General features: G+C 36.1%; 18 protein-coding genes. 11 read left to right on the top strand and 7 right to left on the bottom strand.

Annotation, left to right across the window (positions count from 1 at the left end):
* The first annotated feature begins 7 nt into the window (after positions 1-7).
* The 3 genes from cls to pepF all read left to right on the top strand — a co-directional run bounded on the left by cls (position 8) and on the right by pepF (position 4736).
* Positions 8-1519, top strand: coding sequence for a cardiolipin synthase (gene cls, locus ACQ5H4_RS03640; protein ID WP_430773647.1), 1512 nt, complete (start codon positions 8-10; stop codon positions 1517-1519).
* Positions 1520-1610: 91 nt separating this feature from the next.
* Positions 1611-2801 carry a competence protein CoiA gene (locus ACQ5H4_RS03645; RefSeq protein WP_430773648.1) on the top strand — a complete coding sequence of 397 codons (1191 nt, stop codon included), beginning with the start codon at positions 1611-1613 and terminating at the stop codon, positions 2799-2801.
* Positions 2802-2918: 117 nt separating this feature from the next.
* A complete protein-coding gene (pepF, locus tag ACQ5H4_RS03650) occupies positions 2919-4736 on the top strand; it encodes an oligoendopeptidase F (protein ID WP_430773649.1) in 1818 nt (605 codons plus the stop codon).
* Between the two features lie 36 nt (positions 4737-4772).
* Here pepF and ACQ5H4_RS03655 read toward each other — a convergent pair whose 3' ends face one another.
* The 5 genes from ACQ5H4_RS03655 to ACQ5H4_RS03675 form a co-directional block, all read right to left on the bottom strand.
* Positions 4773-4949 (bottom strand): hypothetical protein, encoded by a 177-nt coding sequence (locus tag ACQ5H4_RS03655; protein ID WP_430773650.1) that lies wholly within the window; start codon positions 4947-4949, stop codon positions 4773-4775.
* Between the two features lie 278 nt (positions 4950-5227).
* A complete protein-coding gene (locus ACQ5H4_RS03660; RefSeq protein WP_430773651.1) occupies positions 5228-6100 on the bottom strand; it encodes a ClpXP adapter SpxH family protein in 873 nt (290 codons plus the stop codon).
* A complete protein-coding gene (locus ACQ5H4_RS03665) occupies positions 6097-6504 on the bottom strand; it encodes a globin domain-containing protein (protein ID WP_430773652.1) in 408 nt (135 codons plus the stop codon). Before ACQ5H4_RS03665 ends, ACQ5H4_RS03660 begins: the two co-directional genes overlap by 4 nt.
* 158 nt (positions 6505-6662) lie before the next feature.
* On the bottom strand, positions 6663-7280 hold the full coding sequence (locus tag ACQ5H4_RS03670) for a lytic transglycosylase domain-containing protein (protein ID WP_430773653.1): 618 nt from the start codon (positions 7278-7280) through the stop codon (positions 6663-6665).
* An 8-nt stretch (positions 7281-7288) separates the two neighbouring features.
* Positions 7289-7870, bottom strand: coding sequence for a CYTH domain-containing protein (locus tag ACQ5H4_RS03675; RefSeq protein WP_430773654.1), 582 nt, complete (start codon positions 7868-7870; stop codon positions 7289-7291).
* Between the two features lie 135 nt (positions 7871-8005).
* Between ACQ5H4_RS03675 and ACQ5H4_RS03680 the strand changes: the two genes are divergently transcribed.
* The 4 genes from ACQ5H4_RS03680 to ACQ5H4_RS03695 are packed head-to-tail and all read left to right on the top strand — an operon-like array spanning position 8006 to position 10790.
* Positions 8006-8380 carry a UPF0738 family protein gene (locus tag ACQ5H4_RS03680; RefSeq protein WP_430773655.1) on the top strand — a complete coding sequence of 125 codons (375 nt, stop codon included), beginning with the start codon at positions 8006-8008 and terminating at the stop codon, positions 8378-8380.
* Positions 8381-8424: 44 nt separating this feature from the next.
* Positions 8425-9063, top strand: a complete 639-nt coding sequence (gene yjbM, locus ACQ5H4_RS03685) for a GTP diphosphokinase (protein WP_066054880.1) — start codon at positions 8425-8427, stop codon at positions 9061-9063.
* A gap of 24 nt (positions 9064-9087) precedes the next feature.
* Positions 9088-9885, top strand: coding sequence for an NAD kinase (locus tag ACQ5H4_RS03690; protein WP_430774048.1), 798 nt, complete (start codon positions 9088-9090; stop codon positions 9883-9885).
* A gap of 17 nt (positions 9886-9902) precedes the next feature.
* Complete coding sequence (locus ACQ5H4_RS03695; protein WP_430773658.1) at positions 9903-10790, top strand: RluA family pseudouridine synthase; 888 nt, start codon at positions 9903-9905, stop codon at positions 10788-10790.
* A 12-nt stretch (positions 10791-10802) separates the two neighbouring features.
* Here ACQ5H4_RS03695 and prpE read toward each other — a convergent pair whose 3' ends face one another.
* Positions 10803-11540, bottom strand: a complete 738-nt coding sequence (gene prpE / locus ACQ5H4_RS03700) for a bis(5'-nucleosyl)-tetraphosphatase PrpE (RefSeq protein WP_430773659.1) — start codon at positions 11538-11540, stop codon at positions 10803-10805.
* Positions 11541-11691: 151 nt separating this feature from the next.
* On the opposite strand from prpE, the gene mgtE reads away from it, so the two are divergent.
* The 3 genes from mgtE (at position 11692) to fabI (ending at position 15830) form a co-directional block, all read left to right on the top strand.
* Positions 11692-13068 (top strand): magnesium transporter, encoded by a 1377-nt coding sequence (mgtE, locus tag ACQ5H4_RS03705; protein WP_430773660.1) that lies wholly within the window; start codon positions 11692-11694, stop codon positions 13066-13068.
* A gap of 11 nt (positions 13069-13079) precedes the next feature.
* The gene (locus ACQ5H4_RS03710) at positions 13080-14930 is read left to right on the top strand and encodes a monovalent cation:proton antiporter family protein (protein WP_430773662.1); all 1851 of its coding nucleotides are present in this window, start codon (positions 13080-13082) and stop codon (positions 14928-14930) included.
* Positions 14931-15053: 123 nt separating this feature from the next.
* On the top strand, positions 15054-15830 hold the full coding sequence (gene fabI / locus ACQ5H4_RS03715) for an enoyl-ACP reductase FabI (protein ID WP_430773663.1): 777 nt from the start codon (positions 15054-15056) through the stop codon (positions 15828-15830).
* A 33-nt stretch (positions 15831-15863) separates the two neighbouring features.
* Here the strand turns inward: fabI and ACQ5H4_RS03720 are convergent, their stop codons facing one another.
* Entirely contained in the window at positions 15864-16823 is a 960-nt protein-coding gene (locus ACQ5H4_RS03720) for an EAL domain-containing protein (RefSeq protein WP_430773664.1), read from the bottom strand.
* Positions 16824-17039: 216 nt separating this feature from the next.
* Here ACQ5H4_RS03720 and ACQ5H4_RS03725 point away from each other — a divergent pair, with 216 nt between their 5' ends.
* Positions 17040-17513 carry a sporulation protein gene (locus tag ACQ5H4_RS03725; protein WP_430773665.1) on the top strand — a complete coding sequence of 158 codons (474 nt, stop codon included), beginning with the start codon at positions 17040-17042 and terminating at the stop codon, positions 17511-17513.
* Positions 17514-17529: the final 16 nt, after the last annotated feature.

Genomic DNA, 17529 nt, shown 5'->3' on the forward strand with positions numbered 1-17529 from the left:
GGTAGCTATGAAAAATTTTGTAAGAATTCTATTATTTATTGCTGTTTTAGCTATTCTTTATTTTATTCTCCAAGGAAAAGTGTATGAAGGATTATTCCGATATATCAGTATTCTGACTACATTATCAGTTATGTTTATTGGAGCAGTGATATTTTTAGAAAATAGACATCCTACTCAGACTTTAACATGGTTAATAGTCCTAGGTAGTTTCCCATTAGTAGGTTTCTTTTTTTATTTACTTTTTGGTAGGAACCATAGAAAGGAAAGAATGTTTCGTCGTAAATTTTTCCTGGACCAACAAAATTACTTAAAATTCGAACGTGGAAGAGATCCTATTAGTGAAGAAAAGATTAAAGTATTGGGGGAAGATCAACAAAGGTTATTCCATTTGGCCCACCGTATAGGCCATAGTCCGATATCATTTGCCACATCCACTAAGGTGTTATCGAATGGTGAATCCACTTTTTATGAAATATTAGAAGAGCTTAAAAAGGCTATGCATCACATTCATTTGGAATATTATATCGTTCGACACGATGAAATTGGTCAACAAATAAAAAAACTCTTGATACATAAGGTGAGAGAAGGTGTGAAAGTTCGTTTTCTTTACGATGCTGTAGGATCGTGGAAGCTGCCGAGTGTATACATAGACGAGCTTAGAGAAGCTGGTGTGGAGGTCGTTCCATTTGGTCCGGTCCGTTTCCCTTTCTTGAATAGTAAGTTTAACTTTAGAAACCATCGAAAAATCATTGTTATAGACGGTCATATTGGGTTTGTTGGTGGATTAAATATTGGTGATGAATATTTAGGTCGTAATGATTCCTTTGGTTTTTGGAGAGATACACATTTACTTGTAAAAGGAGAAGCTGTAAGAACGTTACAGTTAATTTTTCTTCAAGATTGGTACTATATGACGAACCAAAGCTTTCTTAATTCTGAATACCTTTCACCTGTTCTTGAGGAAAATATTCATGGTGGCGTTCAGTTAATTGCTGGTGGTCCAGATAATGAACATAGTGTGATTAAGACGATTTTTTTTGCTATGATTACGTCCGCAAAGGAATCCGTTTGGATTGCTTCTCCCTATTTCATTCCAGATGAAGATATTTTTTCAGCAATAAAAGTAGCTGCACTGAGTGGCATTGATGTACGAATTCTAGTACCTTATAAACCGGATAAACGAATTGTTTTTCATGCTTCCCGTTCCTATTTTCCAGAGCTTTTGGAGGCTGGAGTCAAAGTATACGAATACGAAAAGGGATTTATGCATAGTAAAATATTAATTATCGATAAGAAGATTGCTTCGATAGGTACATCAAATATGGATATGAGGAGCTTTCATCTAAACTTTGAAGTAAATGCCTTTTTATATGGAACAAGAAGTGTTGAAATGTTAGTCCATGAATATGAAACTGATATTACTTTTTCTAGGCAAATCAATCTATCTCAATTTACAAAGCGTCATTTTGGTTTAAAGTTGTTAGAATCTACATCGAGGCTATTATCTCCACTTTTATAAAAAATCTCCTAGCGGGTTCTGCTAGGAGATTTTTTATGGAGGAATTAACGAGTAAAAAAGAGAATTAATTAAGCAGAAAGGAGATGATTCATTGTTAACGGCTAAAAATCAGTTGGGAGAGACCGTTTATATTGTTGATTTGATAAAAAAGGAGGGAATAAATCAACTTAGGGAAAATCATTATTTTTGTCCTCTATGTAAGGGAAAAGTCATTGTTAAGTTTGGTGTTCAGCGAATCAGTCACTTTGCTCATGTTCAATTGTCGCCTCTATGTATTGAATACGATCGAGAATCAGCTTATCATATGCAAGCAAAGATGCAGCTATTTGAATGGCTTGAAAAAGAATGTTCAGAAGTTGAATTAGAAGTATTTCTACCTAATATTATGCAAAGACCAGATCTTATGTTTACGTACCTTGGAAACACATACTGTGTTGAATATCAATGTTCGCCGATATCAGAGGAGATATTTGAAAAGCGGACAAATGGATATTTATCGAGTGGTTTGACACCATTATGGATACTAGGTGCAAATAGAGTTCATAGGAAACAAACCAACCTAATTTATTTACCAAAATTTCAATCCTTGTTCATTAAGAAAAATAATACAGGAGAGTGGTATTTACCATCATATTGTCCTAGTCTTAAGAGCTTTATATCGATAACGAATTTGCACCCGCTTTCTCCACATACGATGCAATGTGACTACGATGTAATTCCTCAATCTCAACTCCACTTACCTCAATGGTTAAATCCAATGGTTCAAAACACCTTTTATGTTTCTAATTGGCGAAAAGGAATTCAGCATGTAAAAGATAATATTATTCGTTTTAAGACACACAATCTTTTCCTTCAGGAGCTGTACAGGAATCAACTTCACCTCTATCTCCTCCCGCCGTATGTTGGTGTACCACTAAAAGACAATCTATTGCTCGAAACCTCCCCAATCATTTGGCAGTTGTATGTTTTATTAGATAATCTATTTTCGAAAAAGGTAGGGATCATCCTTACAAAAGAGATTGTGTATAAACGATTAATTCAGCGAATAAATCGGAACCATATTAAAGTTAGAAACCATTTAAAGTCAAGTATGGATCAACTATTGGCTGTAATTAGAGAGTATTTATTTCTACTAACAAAGAGCCAAGTCCTTAAAGAAATCAATCCTAATGTATACAGGTATGAGAATTCTTTGTCTTTTCCGAATACTATTAACGAAGCTAGTAATTTTGAAGAGCAATTTTATAACAATCTTACTAATGAAAAGATTGTTTGGTATTAATGAACTCACCGATGTTAACATACACTAGGATGTAGTGAATTTTCCTAGATAGAAGCAGGAATTTAACAATTGGTGGCGAATACCAAAAATAGAAGTGAGTAGATTGGAGGAATAAACATGGCAAATGAGACGGCAGTAAAGAAACTTCCCACTAGAAGTGAAATACCATTGGAAGACACGTGGAAACTAGAGGATATTTTCCAAACAGATCAACAATGGGAAAGCGAATTTCAAGAAGTTAAGCAGTTAATTCCTTCTATGTCAAGCTATCAAGGAAAGCTTGGAGAAAGTGCGGATTCTCTATTTCAGGCTTTACAAGCGCAGGACCAGTTGCTAGAGAGGATTGGTAAGCTGTATACATATGCCCATATGCGATATGATCAGGATACGACCAATTCCTTTTATCAAGGCTTAGATGACCGCATTAAAAATCTTTACACACAGGCAGCAAGCACACTTGCCTATATTGTTCCAGAAATATTGTCTATCGATGAAGATAAAGTAAAGCAATTTCTTAATGAAAAAGAAGAATTAAAGCTATATGAGCATTCTTTAGATGAAATAAATCTGCAAAGGCCACATGTATTATCCGCAGAACAGGAGGCCCTTCTTGCAGAAGCATCAGAAGTGATGAGTGCTTCGAGTAATACTTTTGGTATGTTGAACAATGCGGATATTCAGTTTCCAAGTATTAAAGATGAAAATGGAAATGAAGTGGACGTAACTCATGGCCGCTATATTCGTTTCCTTGAAAGTGCGGACCAAAGAGTAAGAAAGGATGCTTTTCAAGCGGTTTATGATACGTATGGAAAATTTAAAAATACATTTGCTAGTACATTAAGTGGTCAAGTGAAAAAAGACAACTTTAATGCAAGAGTACGCAAATATAGTTCAGCAAGACATGCAGCTCTAGCGGCTGATAATATTCCAGAAACTGTGTATGAAAACTTAGTGAATACGGTCAATAAAAACTTACATTTACTTCACCGCTATGTGAAACTTCGGAAAAAGGTATTGAAACTAGATAAAATTCATATTTATGATCTTTACACACCTCTTGTAAAGGATGTAAAGATGGAAATTCCTTATGATGAAGCGAAAGAACTTATTATTAAAGGGTTAGCACCACTTGGTGAGGATTATCTTAATGTATTAAAAGAAGGTTTTACCAACCGGTGGGTAGACATTCAAGAAAATAAAGGGAAAAGAAGTGGCGCCTATTCCTCAGGTTCGTACGGAACCAATCCGTATATCCTTATGAACTGGCAAGATAATGTTAATAACTTGTTTACTCTTGCTCATGAGTTTGGACATTCGGTACACAGCTACTATACTAGAAAAGAACAGCCATATGCATACGGCAGTTACTCTATTTTCGTAGCAGAGGTTGCCTCTACATGTAATGAAGCACTACTGAATGATTATTTATTAAAGACGATTGATGATGAACAGAAACGTCTGTATTTACTTAACCACTTTTTAGAAGGATTTAGAGGTACCGTGTTCCGCCAAACGATGTTCGCAGAATATGAGCATTTAATTCATAAAAAGGCACAAGATAATGAAGCGTTAACAGCGGATCTTCTTACAAAAGAGTACTATGAACTGAATAAAAAGTACTTTGGTGAGGAAGATATAGAAATTGACGAAGAGATAGGTTTAGAATGGTCTCGAATTCCACATTTCTATTACAATTACTATGTGTATCAATACGCAACGGGGTACAGTGCTGCAACAGCATTGTCTAAACAAATTTTAACAGAAGGTCAACCTGCAGTTGAGCGTTATCTAGACTTTTTAAAGTCAGGTAGTTCAGATTATCCGATTGAAGTATTAAAAAAGGCTGGAGTTGATATGACGAGTTCTAAGCCAATTGAAGAAGCATGCAAGGTATTTGAAGAAAAGTTAAATGAAATGGAAGCATTATTATCATAAAAAATGAAGTCCCTTCCGACCAATCGGGAGGGACTTTTATAAACCCTTAAATCGTTTACGTTCATTTAAATAGAGAACGAGGGACAATAAGGAAAGAAATAATAGGGGTGCTGTAATGATCAGAGGAAAAATATTTAATAATCCAAAAAGATTTAGTATAAAAGAAATAATAATAAATATGACGATCATCCATAAGCCGATGGTTCGTTCCACAAATAATCACTCCTTTTCCTTCTCTATAGATATATTCGTTTGTCCCAGTAATCATTCATAGATTATGACAATATTGTGAAATAGCGAGCACAGTTATTGTCGAATAATCTAATTCATGATATATTATTGATGTGAAGTTGATCACAAGCAAACATATACCCCTTTGTTTGACCGTGAAAAATTTCTCCCATCCCCTTTGTTCGTATTTAAATAGAGAAAAGGCCATTTACAAACAGACAGGTTTGTATGGCCTTTTCTTTTTATACACGGTATTAGCGCTATAGAATATAGCGCCAAAACATACCATATTTAGCTGGAACTTGTTCAACAATTTGTTTTAATTGAAGCTTTTTCATTTCTCTTTCGGCTTCATTTATAGACAGATTATAAACAACCGAGATTTCCTTTGTTGCCACAAGCTTAAAGCATTTGAGAAAGCTCTCTAAAGTAGGAGGGGTACTTTTCTCGGGCTTCATGGGCAACATTTCTTCAAGTATTTGCTCATATACCTCATACGGATAATACCCGGTAATCTTAATTCCTTCTTCTTCAATATTCTCATTAAAGAAAACCAAGGTTGGAATTTCGTCTACTTCCATTTCACATGTGATTTTTAAGTCGCATTGAAAGGCTTTACCAGCTGATTCAGAATGAATATCAAGAACAAATTCATCCACGTCTAACCCTGTAGACCTAGCCATTTCTTTTAAGACCTTAAAGCTAGAGATGTTTTGTTTTTCTAGAAAAATACCCTCCTGTAGTTTTCTTAAAAAGCGAATTCCGGCTTTTCTTCCTTGCAATTCTGCCGCTTTAATAGCTATAGAGGCTAAATGTGGAGACGAAATAGGATTGTCAAACCAAAGACTTCCATCACAAGACATTCCTGTTCGGCTTGCAGTTTTTTCCCATAAGTCAGCAATGTTTTCATATTTTTGCTTTTTGCTCATATTTAATGATGCAAGGCGACCGCTTAGTATATATTTTATTGAAAAGAAACGACCATATTCTATTTGTAGCTTCTTTATGATTGGTTCAAGTGCCCAGCATTCTGGACATAGTGGATCAATAAACATATAAATTTCAAGCGGCTTCTTCTCATTTCCATGGCAATAGTAGGAGGGAGTCGCCTGCGATGTTTCTCGATTCGTCACGTTCTCTCACCTTTCATCTCTTCATTTTCATCTGTATTTATCATATGCTGAGCTGTTAGCACAAGTCTCGCATAAAAATCATCTCGGATAGGGCCGGAAAGGCCAACCTCATCCATAGCTTCGCGCATACATCCGAGCCATGCCTTTGCTCTAGTCTCCGTTATTTCAAATGGTAAATGTCGAGCTCGCATCATCGGGTGCCCATGCTCATTCGTGTAAAGAGTAGGTCCACCTAGATATTGTGTCAAAAACTGCTTTTGTTTTCTCGCTGTTTCCGTTAAATCATTAGGAAATATGGGAGTCAGATCTGGATGTTGCCCAACTCGATGATAAAAGGCATCAACTAGTCGATGCAATGTTTCTTCACCGATCAAATCAAAAGGTGTAAGCATGTTTTCGACCATAATAAAAACTCCTTTAAACATATCATTTTTTCGTTTTATTGATAGTACTATTTTATCAGTGAAGAGTTTATATCACAAACAATGTGCATTAGGAGGTTATTTCCTATCGGCTATTACGCATAAAAAAACCGTCTGTTTGGTAACAGACGGTTTTTTTTTTATGCTAGCAGTTGACTCGTAACCTTTCTAACATAATTTTGAGTTTCTTTAAATGGAGGAATTCCTCCATACTTGTCCACATTTCCAGGTCCTGCATTGTATGCTGCTAAAGCTAAGGTTGTATTGCCGTTATATTTATCTAGCATTTGTCGTAGGTATTTGCTGCCACCCATAATATTGTCTCTTGGATCGAATACATTCGTCACTCCAAGTCCTTTTGCAGTAGCCGGCATAAGTTGCATTAAACCAGAAGCTCCTGCACCACTAACTGCATTTGGGTTAAAGTTCGACTCTTGTTTTATAACTGATTTAATTAAATTTACTGGTAAGTTGTATTTAACTGCAGCCTCTTGAATGATTGAATCAATTTCTGTTGAGCTTCCAGTACTAGAAATTTTCGTCATATTGATAGGTGGTAAAGAAGGCGTTTGATTTATGATGGTGGCCGTTGTAGAAACACTCGTTTGCCCACTTAACTGGGATAGAGAGTTGCCTTCCTCTAACAGCATCTCATTCATTAGGTCTTGAAATATATTTCCTGATGATGAATTAGCTGAAGAATTGAAATTTTGTAGTGCCTGTAGTTGAAGCATAATTTTTAGTTTATCTATATTCATATGACACCTCAATGAAGTGAGTATTTTTGATTGTAAAAACGTTTAATTTTATTTTCAGTCACTCGAATGGGAATTTTAAAGGTTTGGAGCAGTTGCTTAAAAGTCAATTCACCCTCTACTGGATCCTCGACCTCATATTCTATCTCATAATCTTCTTTTAATAAATATAAACTATGGTCTAGAACTAATAAACCACCTTTATATTGTAACTCACACCGTTTCGTCGTTAAAGAACCAAAATATTGAAGCTTATTGATAGGAAAATTGTTTTTTTCTAATTGTTCCCTTACGATTCCGCTTGGAAGAGCGGCACCTTTTAACATAGCGAAGGCTTCGTCCTTTGATAATTCCTGATTGGTCTCAAGAAGGCCAACCACTAAGGGTTGTTTTAATGTAAGCTCAAATCGCCCTTCCTTTTCACGAATCCGCAAGGCACTGCCTAATTCTTTTAGTTGAAATTTCTCTGTGTCAAAATAATGGTTAAATTGCGTATCAATCATAGTTTCATTTATCGAAAATTCGGTTATCAAATGAAGGTATTCCTCTTTTGTGAGCATGTTTTTAAACTCAATTTCGATATGTTGGCTCAAGATTGTTCTTCCTCTCTCTACTCGTGCTATGTTTAATTATCGGTTGTTACGTCTTCAATTTCAATATGTGATTGCATGAGAAGTGGATAATTCAGCCACTTATGATAAAATAGGGGAAGTGTGGAGGTATTAAAAATGAGAGAAAAAATTTATGTGGAAAAAGCAATCAAAAATGAAAAAAATGAAGTGATATTAGTAGTAAACAATGATTATTCGATAAAAGAGCTAAGTGCAACAGGTCAAGTACTTGTTGATTCAAATGAATTGGCTTTTGTATACATTGTTGAAAAAGATGATAGCTTTATGTATATTGAGCTAACTCTCAATACATGGCCAATCTTAAAAGAAGGTTTGGGAAACAATTGTGAATATAAGCTTTCTAATGGTGAAGAAACTATTGTGTTACCAAACCTACAGGAAGAATTATTGTACTTAATTGACAATATAAAAGGTAATAGCAACTATGGAGAGGAAATGGTTACAAAAGTAGAAGAGTGTTTTTGTAACTAATATCACCCACCAATATAAAATAATGGTCCGGATGAGGTGACTTTATGAAGCACTGGGAAAAATTTTTGGCACCCTACAATCAAGCTGTGGAAGAATTAAAGGTAAAGCTCAAGGGGATGAGGCGGCAATTCGAAATGAAATCCTCTCACTCACCGATTGAATTTGTTACAGGTAGAGTAAAGCCAATCGCAAGTATCTTAGATAAAGCCAATCAAAAATCGATTCCCCTGGATAAGTTAGAGACAGAAATGCAGGATATTGCAGGCCTTCGGATGATGTGTCAATTTGTGGATGACATTAAAAGGGTTGTGGAACTTCTCCGACTTCGAAATGATTTTGAAATTGTTGAGGAAAGAGATTATATTTCTCATAAGAAAGCAAGTGGATATCGGTCTTACCATGTAGTTGTACGATATCCTGTTCAGACGATTCAAGGGGAGAAAAAGATACTAGTTGAGATACAAATTCGAACACTCGCAATGAACTTTTGGGCAACGATTGAGCATTCCCTAAATTATAAATATCGAGGGCAGTTTCCTGAGGATATTAGAGTAAGACTACAAAGAGCAGCAGAAGCTGCTTTTCGACTTGATGAAGAAATGTCCCTTATTCGTGGGGAAATCCAGGATGCACAAGCTTTCTTTTCAAGGAAAAAAGAGCTACATCAAGAGGGAAATAATTAATTATAGAAGAGAGCGAACTTGGTCATGAAATTTGCGATTACGTCAAAAGGAGACTCAAAATCTAATACTCTCATGCATAAAATGAGAACTTATTTGCAGGATTTTGAACTTGTATACGATGAGGATCAACCAGATATTGTGATTTCAGTTGGTGGAGATGGAACGCTACTTTATGCGTTCCATCGCTATAGTAGCCGCTTAGATCGAACCGCCTTTGTTGGTGTTCACACGGGACATCTAGGTTTTTATGCCGATTGGATCCCTGAGGAAATTGAGAAGCTTGTCATTGCAATTGCTAAAACACCCTATCAAGTCATTGAGTATCCATTGTTAGAGGCCATCGTTCGTTACCAACATGGTGGAAGAGAAACGAGATATTTGGCGTTAAATGAATCCACTGTCAAAAGTGTGGATGGTACATTAGTGATGGATGTTGAAATACGCGGGCAGCAGTTTGAACGTTTTCGTGGTGATGGACTTTGTTTGTCCACTCCATCTGGAAGTACCGCGTATAATAAGGCGTTAGGTGGAGCGATTCTTCATCCATCATTACCTGCGATACAATTAGCTGAGATGGCATCGATCAATAACCGAGTGTTTCGAACAATCGGGTCCCCACTTGTGTTACCGGCTCATCATACATGTATGCTAAAACCGGTAAATGGACCAGATTTTCAATTAACCATTGATCATTTAACTCTTCTTCATAAAGATGTTAAATCCATTCAGTTTCGTGTTGCAGATGAAAAGATTCGTTTTGCTCGTTTCCGACCATTCCCATTTTGGAAGAGAGTAAGAGATTCTTTCGTAGCGGATAACTAACAAGCAGGAGATCGTTTATGTCACAATTTAAACTTCAATGGGTTATTAATGAAACACACGCTGGGGTTTTAATACGAGATTATTTAAAAGAAAAAGAAATTTCAAAAACAGCTCTAACTGATATCAAATTCCATGGTGGTCGTATTTTGGTAAATGGAGCGGAAATGACGGTTAGGTATGAGTTAAAATCAGGAGATCTTCTTGAAGTATATTATCCACCTGAAAAACATAGTGAGGGGATAGTCGAAGAGAAAATCCCCTTATCCATTCTATACGAAGATCCCTATATATTAATAATTGATAAGCCAGCTGCGATGAATTCAATTCCTTCAAGGGAACATCCTACAGGCAGTGTTGCTAATGCGTTAGTTGGCTACTATCAATCCATTAATCTTCAATCAACGGCTCATATAGTTACACGCCTTGATCGCGATACTTCTGGCATTTTATTGATTGCAAAGCACCGGCATATTCACCACTTGTTTAGCAAACAGCAAAAGAGTGGTGGAGTTCACCGGACTTATGAAGCATTTGTTCACGGAGCTTTGCCAACAATGAAAGGAACGATTGTCGCACCGATTGGAAGAAAAAAGGATAGCATTATTGAAAGAGAAGTTACAGTTGATGGCCAATATGCTTGTACCCACTATATGGTTAAACGTAACTTTGCATTATTCACTCACATACAGCTACGTCTTGAAACAGGTAGAACTCATCAAATAAGAGTGCATATGAAACATATTGGACATCCTCTTTTGGGTGATGATTTATATGGCGGTTTACGAGAACTTATACAGCGGCAGGCATTACATTGTCGAGAAATAACCTTTTTTCATCCCATTTTTCAAAAAGAAATGATGTTTTCCTCTCCATTACCAAAGGAAATGACAAGGCTTTTTGAATAACTTTCTTATTTTTTATTCAAATGGCCTGAATTTTTCCTGAACAAAAGGCATGGAAGAAGGGACAGATATAAGTTCCATCTCTGGGTAACGAAGAGCAGTTAGTTTCCCTCCGAACACTGCGCCTGTATCAATATTATACGTATTATTCACAATACTTGGCTCCCTTACGGGTGTATGACCGTAGACGATTGTTGCATTTCCGTGATATGATTTTGCCCAATCTCGTCTAACTGGTGTACCATCGGGGTTTGTTTTTCCAGTAATATCGCCGTATAGAACGAATGTTTTTACTCTTTCACCTTGTTTCCCGATTAAATCCTCTTTTATTCCAGCGTGGGCGATGACAAGTTTTTTATTATCTAACACGTGATAAAGAGGAGCTGACTCATAAAGGCGAATGAATTTGTCACGGATTTCGTTTTTTTCCTTTTTTGCTAAATCCTCGTATTCTGCAACAGTTGTTTCAAGACCATGAGTTACTTGAATGTTCCTACCGAGAAAAAAACGATAAAGTTTGTTACAATGATTACCCGGAACGTAATACCCGCTTTTTTGATCCATAACGATGGAATAGACAAGCTCGACCATTTTAAGGGATTGTGGGCCACGATCTGTTATGTCGCCAACAAAAGCTAGTTTGCGTTCTGTATGAAAGGGAAAATCGTTGCACCACTCATAGCCTAAATTATTTGTTAGCAGCTTGAATTCCTCGAAGCATCCATGAATGTCACCAATGATATCTAATTTCATTTTTTACCTATACTCTCCTTTCCCGTCTCTACAAACTATTTTCTCATAATTTTCATCACATTATGATTCTCCACCGTGTGTTTTTTCATGTTTGATTTAGGGAAAGGTAAACTTACAAAGATGAGTGTATAGGGAGGAAGGAGGAGAAATAATGGCTGATAACAGTCTAGAAAAAAAACAACATATTGATTTTGATTTATTATTCGAATCTTTACAAAATGAAGATATACGGAAATTTCGAGAAGAATTTTTAGAATTACATCCATATGATCAAGCTTCATTTTTTAAGGATTTGGAAGAAGAGATCCAAACTAAGATCTATCATTATATGTCCCCAGAAGAAATGGCTGGGATTTTCGAGAATATAGAAATTGAGGACGAAGATTACAAAGAAGTTCTTTCGCAAATGACACCGACTTATGCTGCTGAAATGCTTGCTAATATGCATACTGACGATGCTGTAGATGTTCTTAATGAGCTGAGTAAAGACCAAGTTGCGAGTTATCTTGCCATTATGGATAATGAGGCAGCGGAAGAGATTAAAGAGTTACTTCACTATGAAGAGTATACAGCAGGTAGTATTATGACTACAGAGTTTATCTCGATTGCAGCAAATCAAACCATACGTTCTGCGATGTATATTTTAAAAAGGGAGGCACCAACCGCTGAGACCATCTATTATCTGTTTGTCGTAGACGATGAAAAGCGGTTAGTTGGTGTTATCTCCCTTAGGGATTTAATAGTCAGTGATGATGATCAGATGGTAGAAGAGATTATGAATGAACGTGTTCATTCTGTTGGGGTTGGAGAGGACCAAGAGGAAGTTGCAAGGAAAATGAAAGACTATAATTTCTTAGCTTTACCGGTTGTTGACTTTCAAAACCATCTTCTCGGAATTATTACCGTAGATGATGTAATGGATGTTATGGAAGAGGAAGCATCTGATGATTATTCAAAGCTAGCGGCTGTCTCGGGGATCGATAGTTTTGATAGAGGCCCACTCTCCGCTGCGAAAAAAAGACTGCCGTGGTTAATTATTCTTTTGTTTTTAGGAATGATTACTGCAAATTTAATGGGGCGATTTGAACAAACCTTAGACCAAGTAGCTATTTTGGCAGTGTTTATTCCTCTGATTGCGGGTATGGCAGGAAATACCGGTACTCAAGCCTTGGCTGTAGCTGTTAGAGGACTTGCAACTGGTGATCTCGAAAATGAGGAGAAATCAAAGCTAGTGGTAAGAGAAGCAGGAACAGGTGTGATAACAGGAACCACCTGTGGAATGTTAGTGATGATTATTGTATATCTATGGAAAGGAGATATTTTCTTAGGTATGCTCGTTGGGATATCCATCCTGCTGACTTTGATCGTTGCCACACTAGCGGGCGCATTAGTTCCACTAATTATGCACAGACTCAAGGTAGATCCTGCTGTTGCATCAGGTCCTTTTATTACAACGGTAAACGATATTATTAGTCTTCTCATTTATTTAGGTATGGCAACTATATTTATGGGATATTTGATTAGCTAGGGGGGAAACAAATGGAACATGGTGCTTCCGTTACATCTTTATTAATAGTAGTAGTTGTTGCATTCTTAACACCAATTCTATTACATCGGTTTAAATTAAACTTTATTCCAGTGGTGGTTGCTGAGATCATTGTCGGTCTAATCATTGGGAAAAGCGGTTTTGATATTGTTCATGAAGACATGTGGCTAGAAACATTGTCGACTCTTGGATTTATTTTTTTGATGTTCTTAAGTGGACTTGAAATTGATTTTTCTGCTTTTAAGAAAAGTGGAAATAAAGTACAGAAAGGCAGTAAGGAGGAACCGAATACCTTTGTTGCTGCAACCATTGTTTTCATAGGTATCTTTATTGTGTCATTGGTTTTATCGTATCTATTCGTCCTGGCAGGATTTATTGAGAATGCGTTTTTAATGACGTTGATTATTTCAACGATTTCTTTAGGTGTTGTCGTTCCGACTTTAAAGGAAGGAAAATTAATGAAGACCAATATTGGTCAAATCATCCTCCTTGTGGCGGTAATTGCTGACTTAGTTACAATGATTTTGCTAGCTGTCTTCGTTTCTTTATATGGAGGTGGAGATAGCAACACATGGCTACTACTCGTTCTTTTTGCTGTAGGTGTTGGTTTATACTTTGTTGCGAAAAGATTTAAAAACAATAAAATATTGGAACCACTTTCCACAGGAACGATTCAAATTGGTACAAGAGGAGTATTTACTCTAATCATTGTTCTTGTTGGACTTTCTGAAACGGTTGGAGCGGAGAATATTCTAGGAGCTTTTTTAGCGGGAGTACTCGTGTCATTATTATCACCGAATCAGGAATTAGTTCATAAGCTCGATTCCTTTGGTTATGGCTTTTTAATTCCTATATTCTTTGTAATGGTAGGAGTGGGGTTAAATATATGGGAGCTCTTCAGTGATCCGAAGGTCATAATACTTATCCCTCTTCTGTTGATCGCTTTGCTCCTATCAAAGATTATCCCTGCTCTAGTTTTAATGAAATGGTATGATTTCAAAACCGTTATTGCATCAGGCTTTATTTTAACTTCAACACTTTCCTTAGTGATTGCAGCTGCTACGATTGGGGAGAGAATGGGTGTGATTACCAATGAAATGAGTGGAATGCTTATTTTAGTAGCAGTCATTACATGTATATTCACGCCAATTGTGTTTAAAAAGCTGTTACCAAAAGAATCGGTACAAGTGAAAAAACTGAAGATTGCTTTTATTGGTGCCAATCAATTAACCATGCCAGTCTCTAGACAACTAGAAGATAGTCTTTATGAACCAACAATTTATCATACGAAGCAAGAAAAAGCGACATATAAAATTGCAGACTCTCTCTTTAATATTGTAGAAATTCCAGATTTTGAGCTTGAAACAATCGAAAAGGCAAATGTACTTCATGCAGATATTATCGTTGTTTCTACAGGTAGTGATGAAATCAATGCTCATTTAGCAACAGCATGCAAAGAAAGAGGAGTAGAAAGGGTTATTGCAAGGATTGAAACACAGGATTTAGAGGAGGATCTAAAAGCACAAGACGTGGAGGTATTCTCTATCTTCCTGTCAACAAAGGCATTGTTACGTGCATTAATTGAAACTCCGAGCGTATTGAATATTCTTACCAATCAGGAAAATGCATTATATGAAATTCAATTAATGAATGTACAATATGAAGGAATGACACTTAGAAAGTTCCCATTTACGGGAGATGTCATTTTTGTGCGGATTTTCCGAGGAAAAGAAACGATCGTTCCTCATGGAGATACGGAGCTTCACTTACATGATCGTTTAATCGTAACAGGTTCTAAGGAGTATGTTGAAGAGTTAAAGAGGGAGTTAGAATTTCTTATGTAAAATTAGTCTGCTGGCGGCCCCCAGCAGACTATCTTTATCATTAAGACTTTTCTTTTTGATAAAATTCATGTAATATTAGTACTAGGTACTAATAACAGATTCTGATTTAGGAGGATATACATAATGAACCTTTCTTTAAAAGGAAAAAATATAGTTGTAATGGGCGTTGCTAATAAGCGTAGTATTGCATGGGGGATTGCTCGCTCTTTACATGATGCGGGGGCAAACTTAATCTTCACATATGCAGGAGAGAGGTTTGAAAATGAAGTTCGTAAATTGGTTGAAACACTAGAAGGTCAACAAGCTCTTTTAATTCCTTGTGACGTTACTTCTGATGAGGACATCGCAAAATGCTTCTCATCCATCAAAGAACAAGTTGGAACAATTCATGGTATTGCTCACTGTATCGCGTTCGCAAACAAGGAAGAACTGCAAGGGGAATACATGAATACAACTAGAGATGGTTTCTTACTAGCTCATAATATTAGCTCTTATTCATTAACAGCGGTTGCGAAAGAAGCGAGAGAGCTAATGACAGAAGGTGGAAGCATTGTTACACTAACATACCTTGGTGGAGAGCGTGTAATAAAGAATTACAATGTAATGGGTGTGGCTAAAGCTTCTCTAGAAGCAAGTGTAAGATACTTAGCAAATGATTTAGGCCCAAACAATATTCGAGTGAACTCTATTTCAGCTGGTCCAATAAGAACATTATCAGCTAAGGGAATCAGCGATTTTAATTTGATTCTTAAGGAAATTGAAGAGAACTCTCCTCTAAGGCATGCAACAACACAAGAAGAGGTTGGAGACACTGCATTGTTCTTATTTAGCGATCTGTCACGCGGAATGACTGGTGAAAATTTACATGTAGATTCTGGATATCACTTACTATCTAGATAATTAAAATCCTGCTTCTTTTAGAAGCAGGATTTTTTATTCTTTCTTTGGGGTTTGCAGTAGTTGTTCGACAACTACTTTTTTTATTATTATATTTTTGTTCATAATTAAAATTTCGTCGTCAAGTTGGACAATCACAGGTTTTTGTAATCTTTTATTGTTTATTTGTGTTTGTTTGCTGATGATCTTTTCTACAAGTGTCTCATCTATTTTTGTGACAGGAAAGCTTGGTTTGGATATATAAAAACCTTGTCCACAATCAATTCCTAATTGAATGACAGCCTCTAACTCTTCCTCTAATTCAATGCCCTCCGCAATAATAATAGAATCCACTTTTTTTGCAAAGGTTACAAATGCATCCAGAATATGTTTTTTTACATTGTTTTCGTGAATTTTGCTTATCAGCGAGCGATCAACCTTTATATAATCAGGTTGAATTTCTGAAATAGCTTGGAGAGAAGAATAACCTGCTCCTGCATCATCAACAGCAATTTGAAATCCTTGGTCACGATAATGATGAAGGACTTTGGTAAAGGCAGAAAAATCCTCGATTGCACTTCTCTCAGTTATTTCAAACACAATGTTTTGAGGGGAGAGTTTATATTGTTTAAGCAAGGATACGGTATGTCCTGGAGTGAAACTTGGATCATAAATCACCTGAGGACTCAGATTTATAAATAACTTTTCGTCCTTACTAAGGATGGTTGAGCTATTTTCAAAAGCCAGTTCTCTAGCTATTTTTTCAAGTGTATATAACGAGCCGTATTCTTCTGCATACTTAAATAGTTGAAGTGGTGATTGGAATCTGCTTTGGAAAGGACCTCTAGTTAATCCTTCGAATCCTAAGGTGTTGCCATTAGTGAGATCAACAATTGGCTGAAAAACCGTTCTTAATTGTTTCTTAGCTAACAGGGTCTGAAACTCTTTTCGGATTTCTAAATCACTATATGTGTGAAGTTGGATAATGTTTTGACTGAATAAAGCGGTTGAATTCATTAAAAAAGCTCCTTCCCTGAAAAAAGATCAAGTTGACCTTTTTCACTCTATTTCGACATTAGCATATCAATTTATGAATTTAATGAAGAAATTGTAAATATTACTTAAACCTTTGAAAACAAATGAGTATGGAATAAATAGACAAATGTAATCCAACATAAAATCTTCAATTATTGAAAAAATAACTACAAGAATAAGAACAAAGGATGGAATGAAATGAAAAAATCACTCACTCTCACCTTTATAACTGCATTAGCAGCCTTGCTTACTTCCTGTAATACTGACGCTACTCAGCACAGTGGGATGTCTTTAATTCAAAAAAGTGACCCCGATCCAATCATTCTTGATGAGAAAAAAGAAAAAGATCATAAATTAGTGGCCTCTATAAAAAAGGATGTGGCTAAATTTGATGAACTTTATGATGTTGCTGTCATCAAAGGTGAGGAGGAAATATTAGTAGCTTATAAAGTGAAGCATCTGCAACGCTTTCATATGGTTAAAATTGAAGGGGAAATCAATAAAATGCTTGAAGAAAAGTACCCGAAGGAAAATTTCATTGTTTCGAGTGATTATAAAATATTTTTAGAAGCCGTTGAGTTAAATGATAAAATGAAAAATCCGGATTTTTCCAAAAAGGATGCAAAGAAAAATCTCGAAGAAATCATTAAGCTGAAAAAAGAATTAACTTAGAAAGGAGCATGTAAAG

The sequence above is a fragment of the Bacillus coreaensis genome (assembly GCF_050586445.1).
In the GTDB taxonomy this organism is placed as follows: domain Bacteria; phylum Bacillota; class Bacilli; order Bacillales; family Cytobacillaceae; genus Robertmurraya_A; species Robertmurraya_A coreaensis.

Coding starts and splice junctions, on each gene's coding strand:
- cls (WP_430773647.1), top strand. CDS start 8: ATGAAAAATTTTGTAAGAATTCTATTATTTATTGCTGTTTTAGCTATT.
- pepF (WP_430773649.1), top strand. CDS start 2,919: ATGGCAAATGAGACGGCAGTAAAGAAACTTCCCACTAGAAGTGAAATA.
- ACQ5H4_RS03665 (WP_430773652.1), bottom strand. CDS start 6,504: ATGGTCGAAAACATGCTTACACCTTTTGATTTGATCGGTGAAGAAACA.
- ACQ5H4_RS03670 (WP_430773653.1), bottom strand. CDS start 7,280: ATGAATATAGATAAACTAAAAATTATGCTTCAACTACAGGCACTACAA.
- ACQ5H4_RS03680 (WP_430773655.1), top strand. CDS start 8,006: ATGAGAGAAAAAATTTATGTGGAAAAAGCAATCAAAAATGAAAAAAAT.
- yjbM (WP_066054880.1), top strand. CDS start 8,425: ATGAAGCACTGGGAAAAATTTTTGGCACCCTACAATCAAGCTGTGGAA.
- ACQ5H4_RS03690 (WP_430774048.1), top strand. CDS start 9,088: ATGAAATTTGCGATTACGTCAAAAGGAGACTCAAAATCTAATACTCTC.
- ACQ5H4_RS03695 (WP_430773658.1), top strand. CDS start 9,903: ATGTCACAATTTAAACTTCAATGGGTTATTAATGAAACACACGCTGGG.
- prpE (WP_430773659.1), bottom strand. CDS start 11,540: ATGAAATTAGATATCATTGGTGACATTCATGGATGCTTCGAGGAATTC.
- mgtE (WP_430773660.1), top strand. CDS start 11,692: ATGGCTGATAACAGTCTAGAAAAAAAACAACATATTGATTTTGATTTA.
- ACQ5H4_RS03710 (WP_430773662.1), top strand. CDS start 13,080: ATGGAACATGGTGCTTCCGTTACATCTTTATTAATAGTAGTAGTTGTT.
- fabI (WP_430773663.1), top strand. CDS start 15,054: ATGAACCTTTCTTTAAAAGGAAAAAATATAGTTGTAATGGGCGTTGCT.
- ACQ5H4_RS03720 (WP_430773664.1), bottom strand. CDS start 16,823: ATGAATTCAACCGCTTTATTCAGTCAAAACATTATCCAACTTCACACA.
- ACQ5H4_RS03725 (WP_430773665.1), top strand. CDS start 17,040: ATGAAAAAATCACTCACTCTCACCTTTATAACTGCATTAGCAGCCTTG.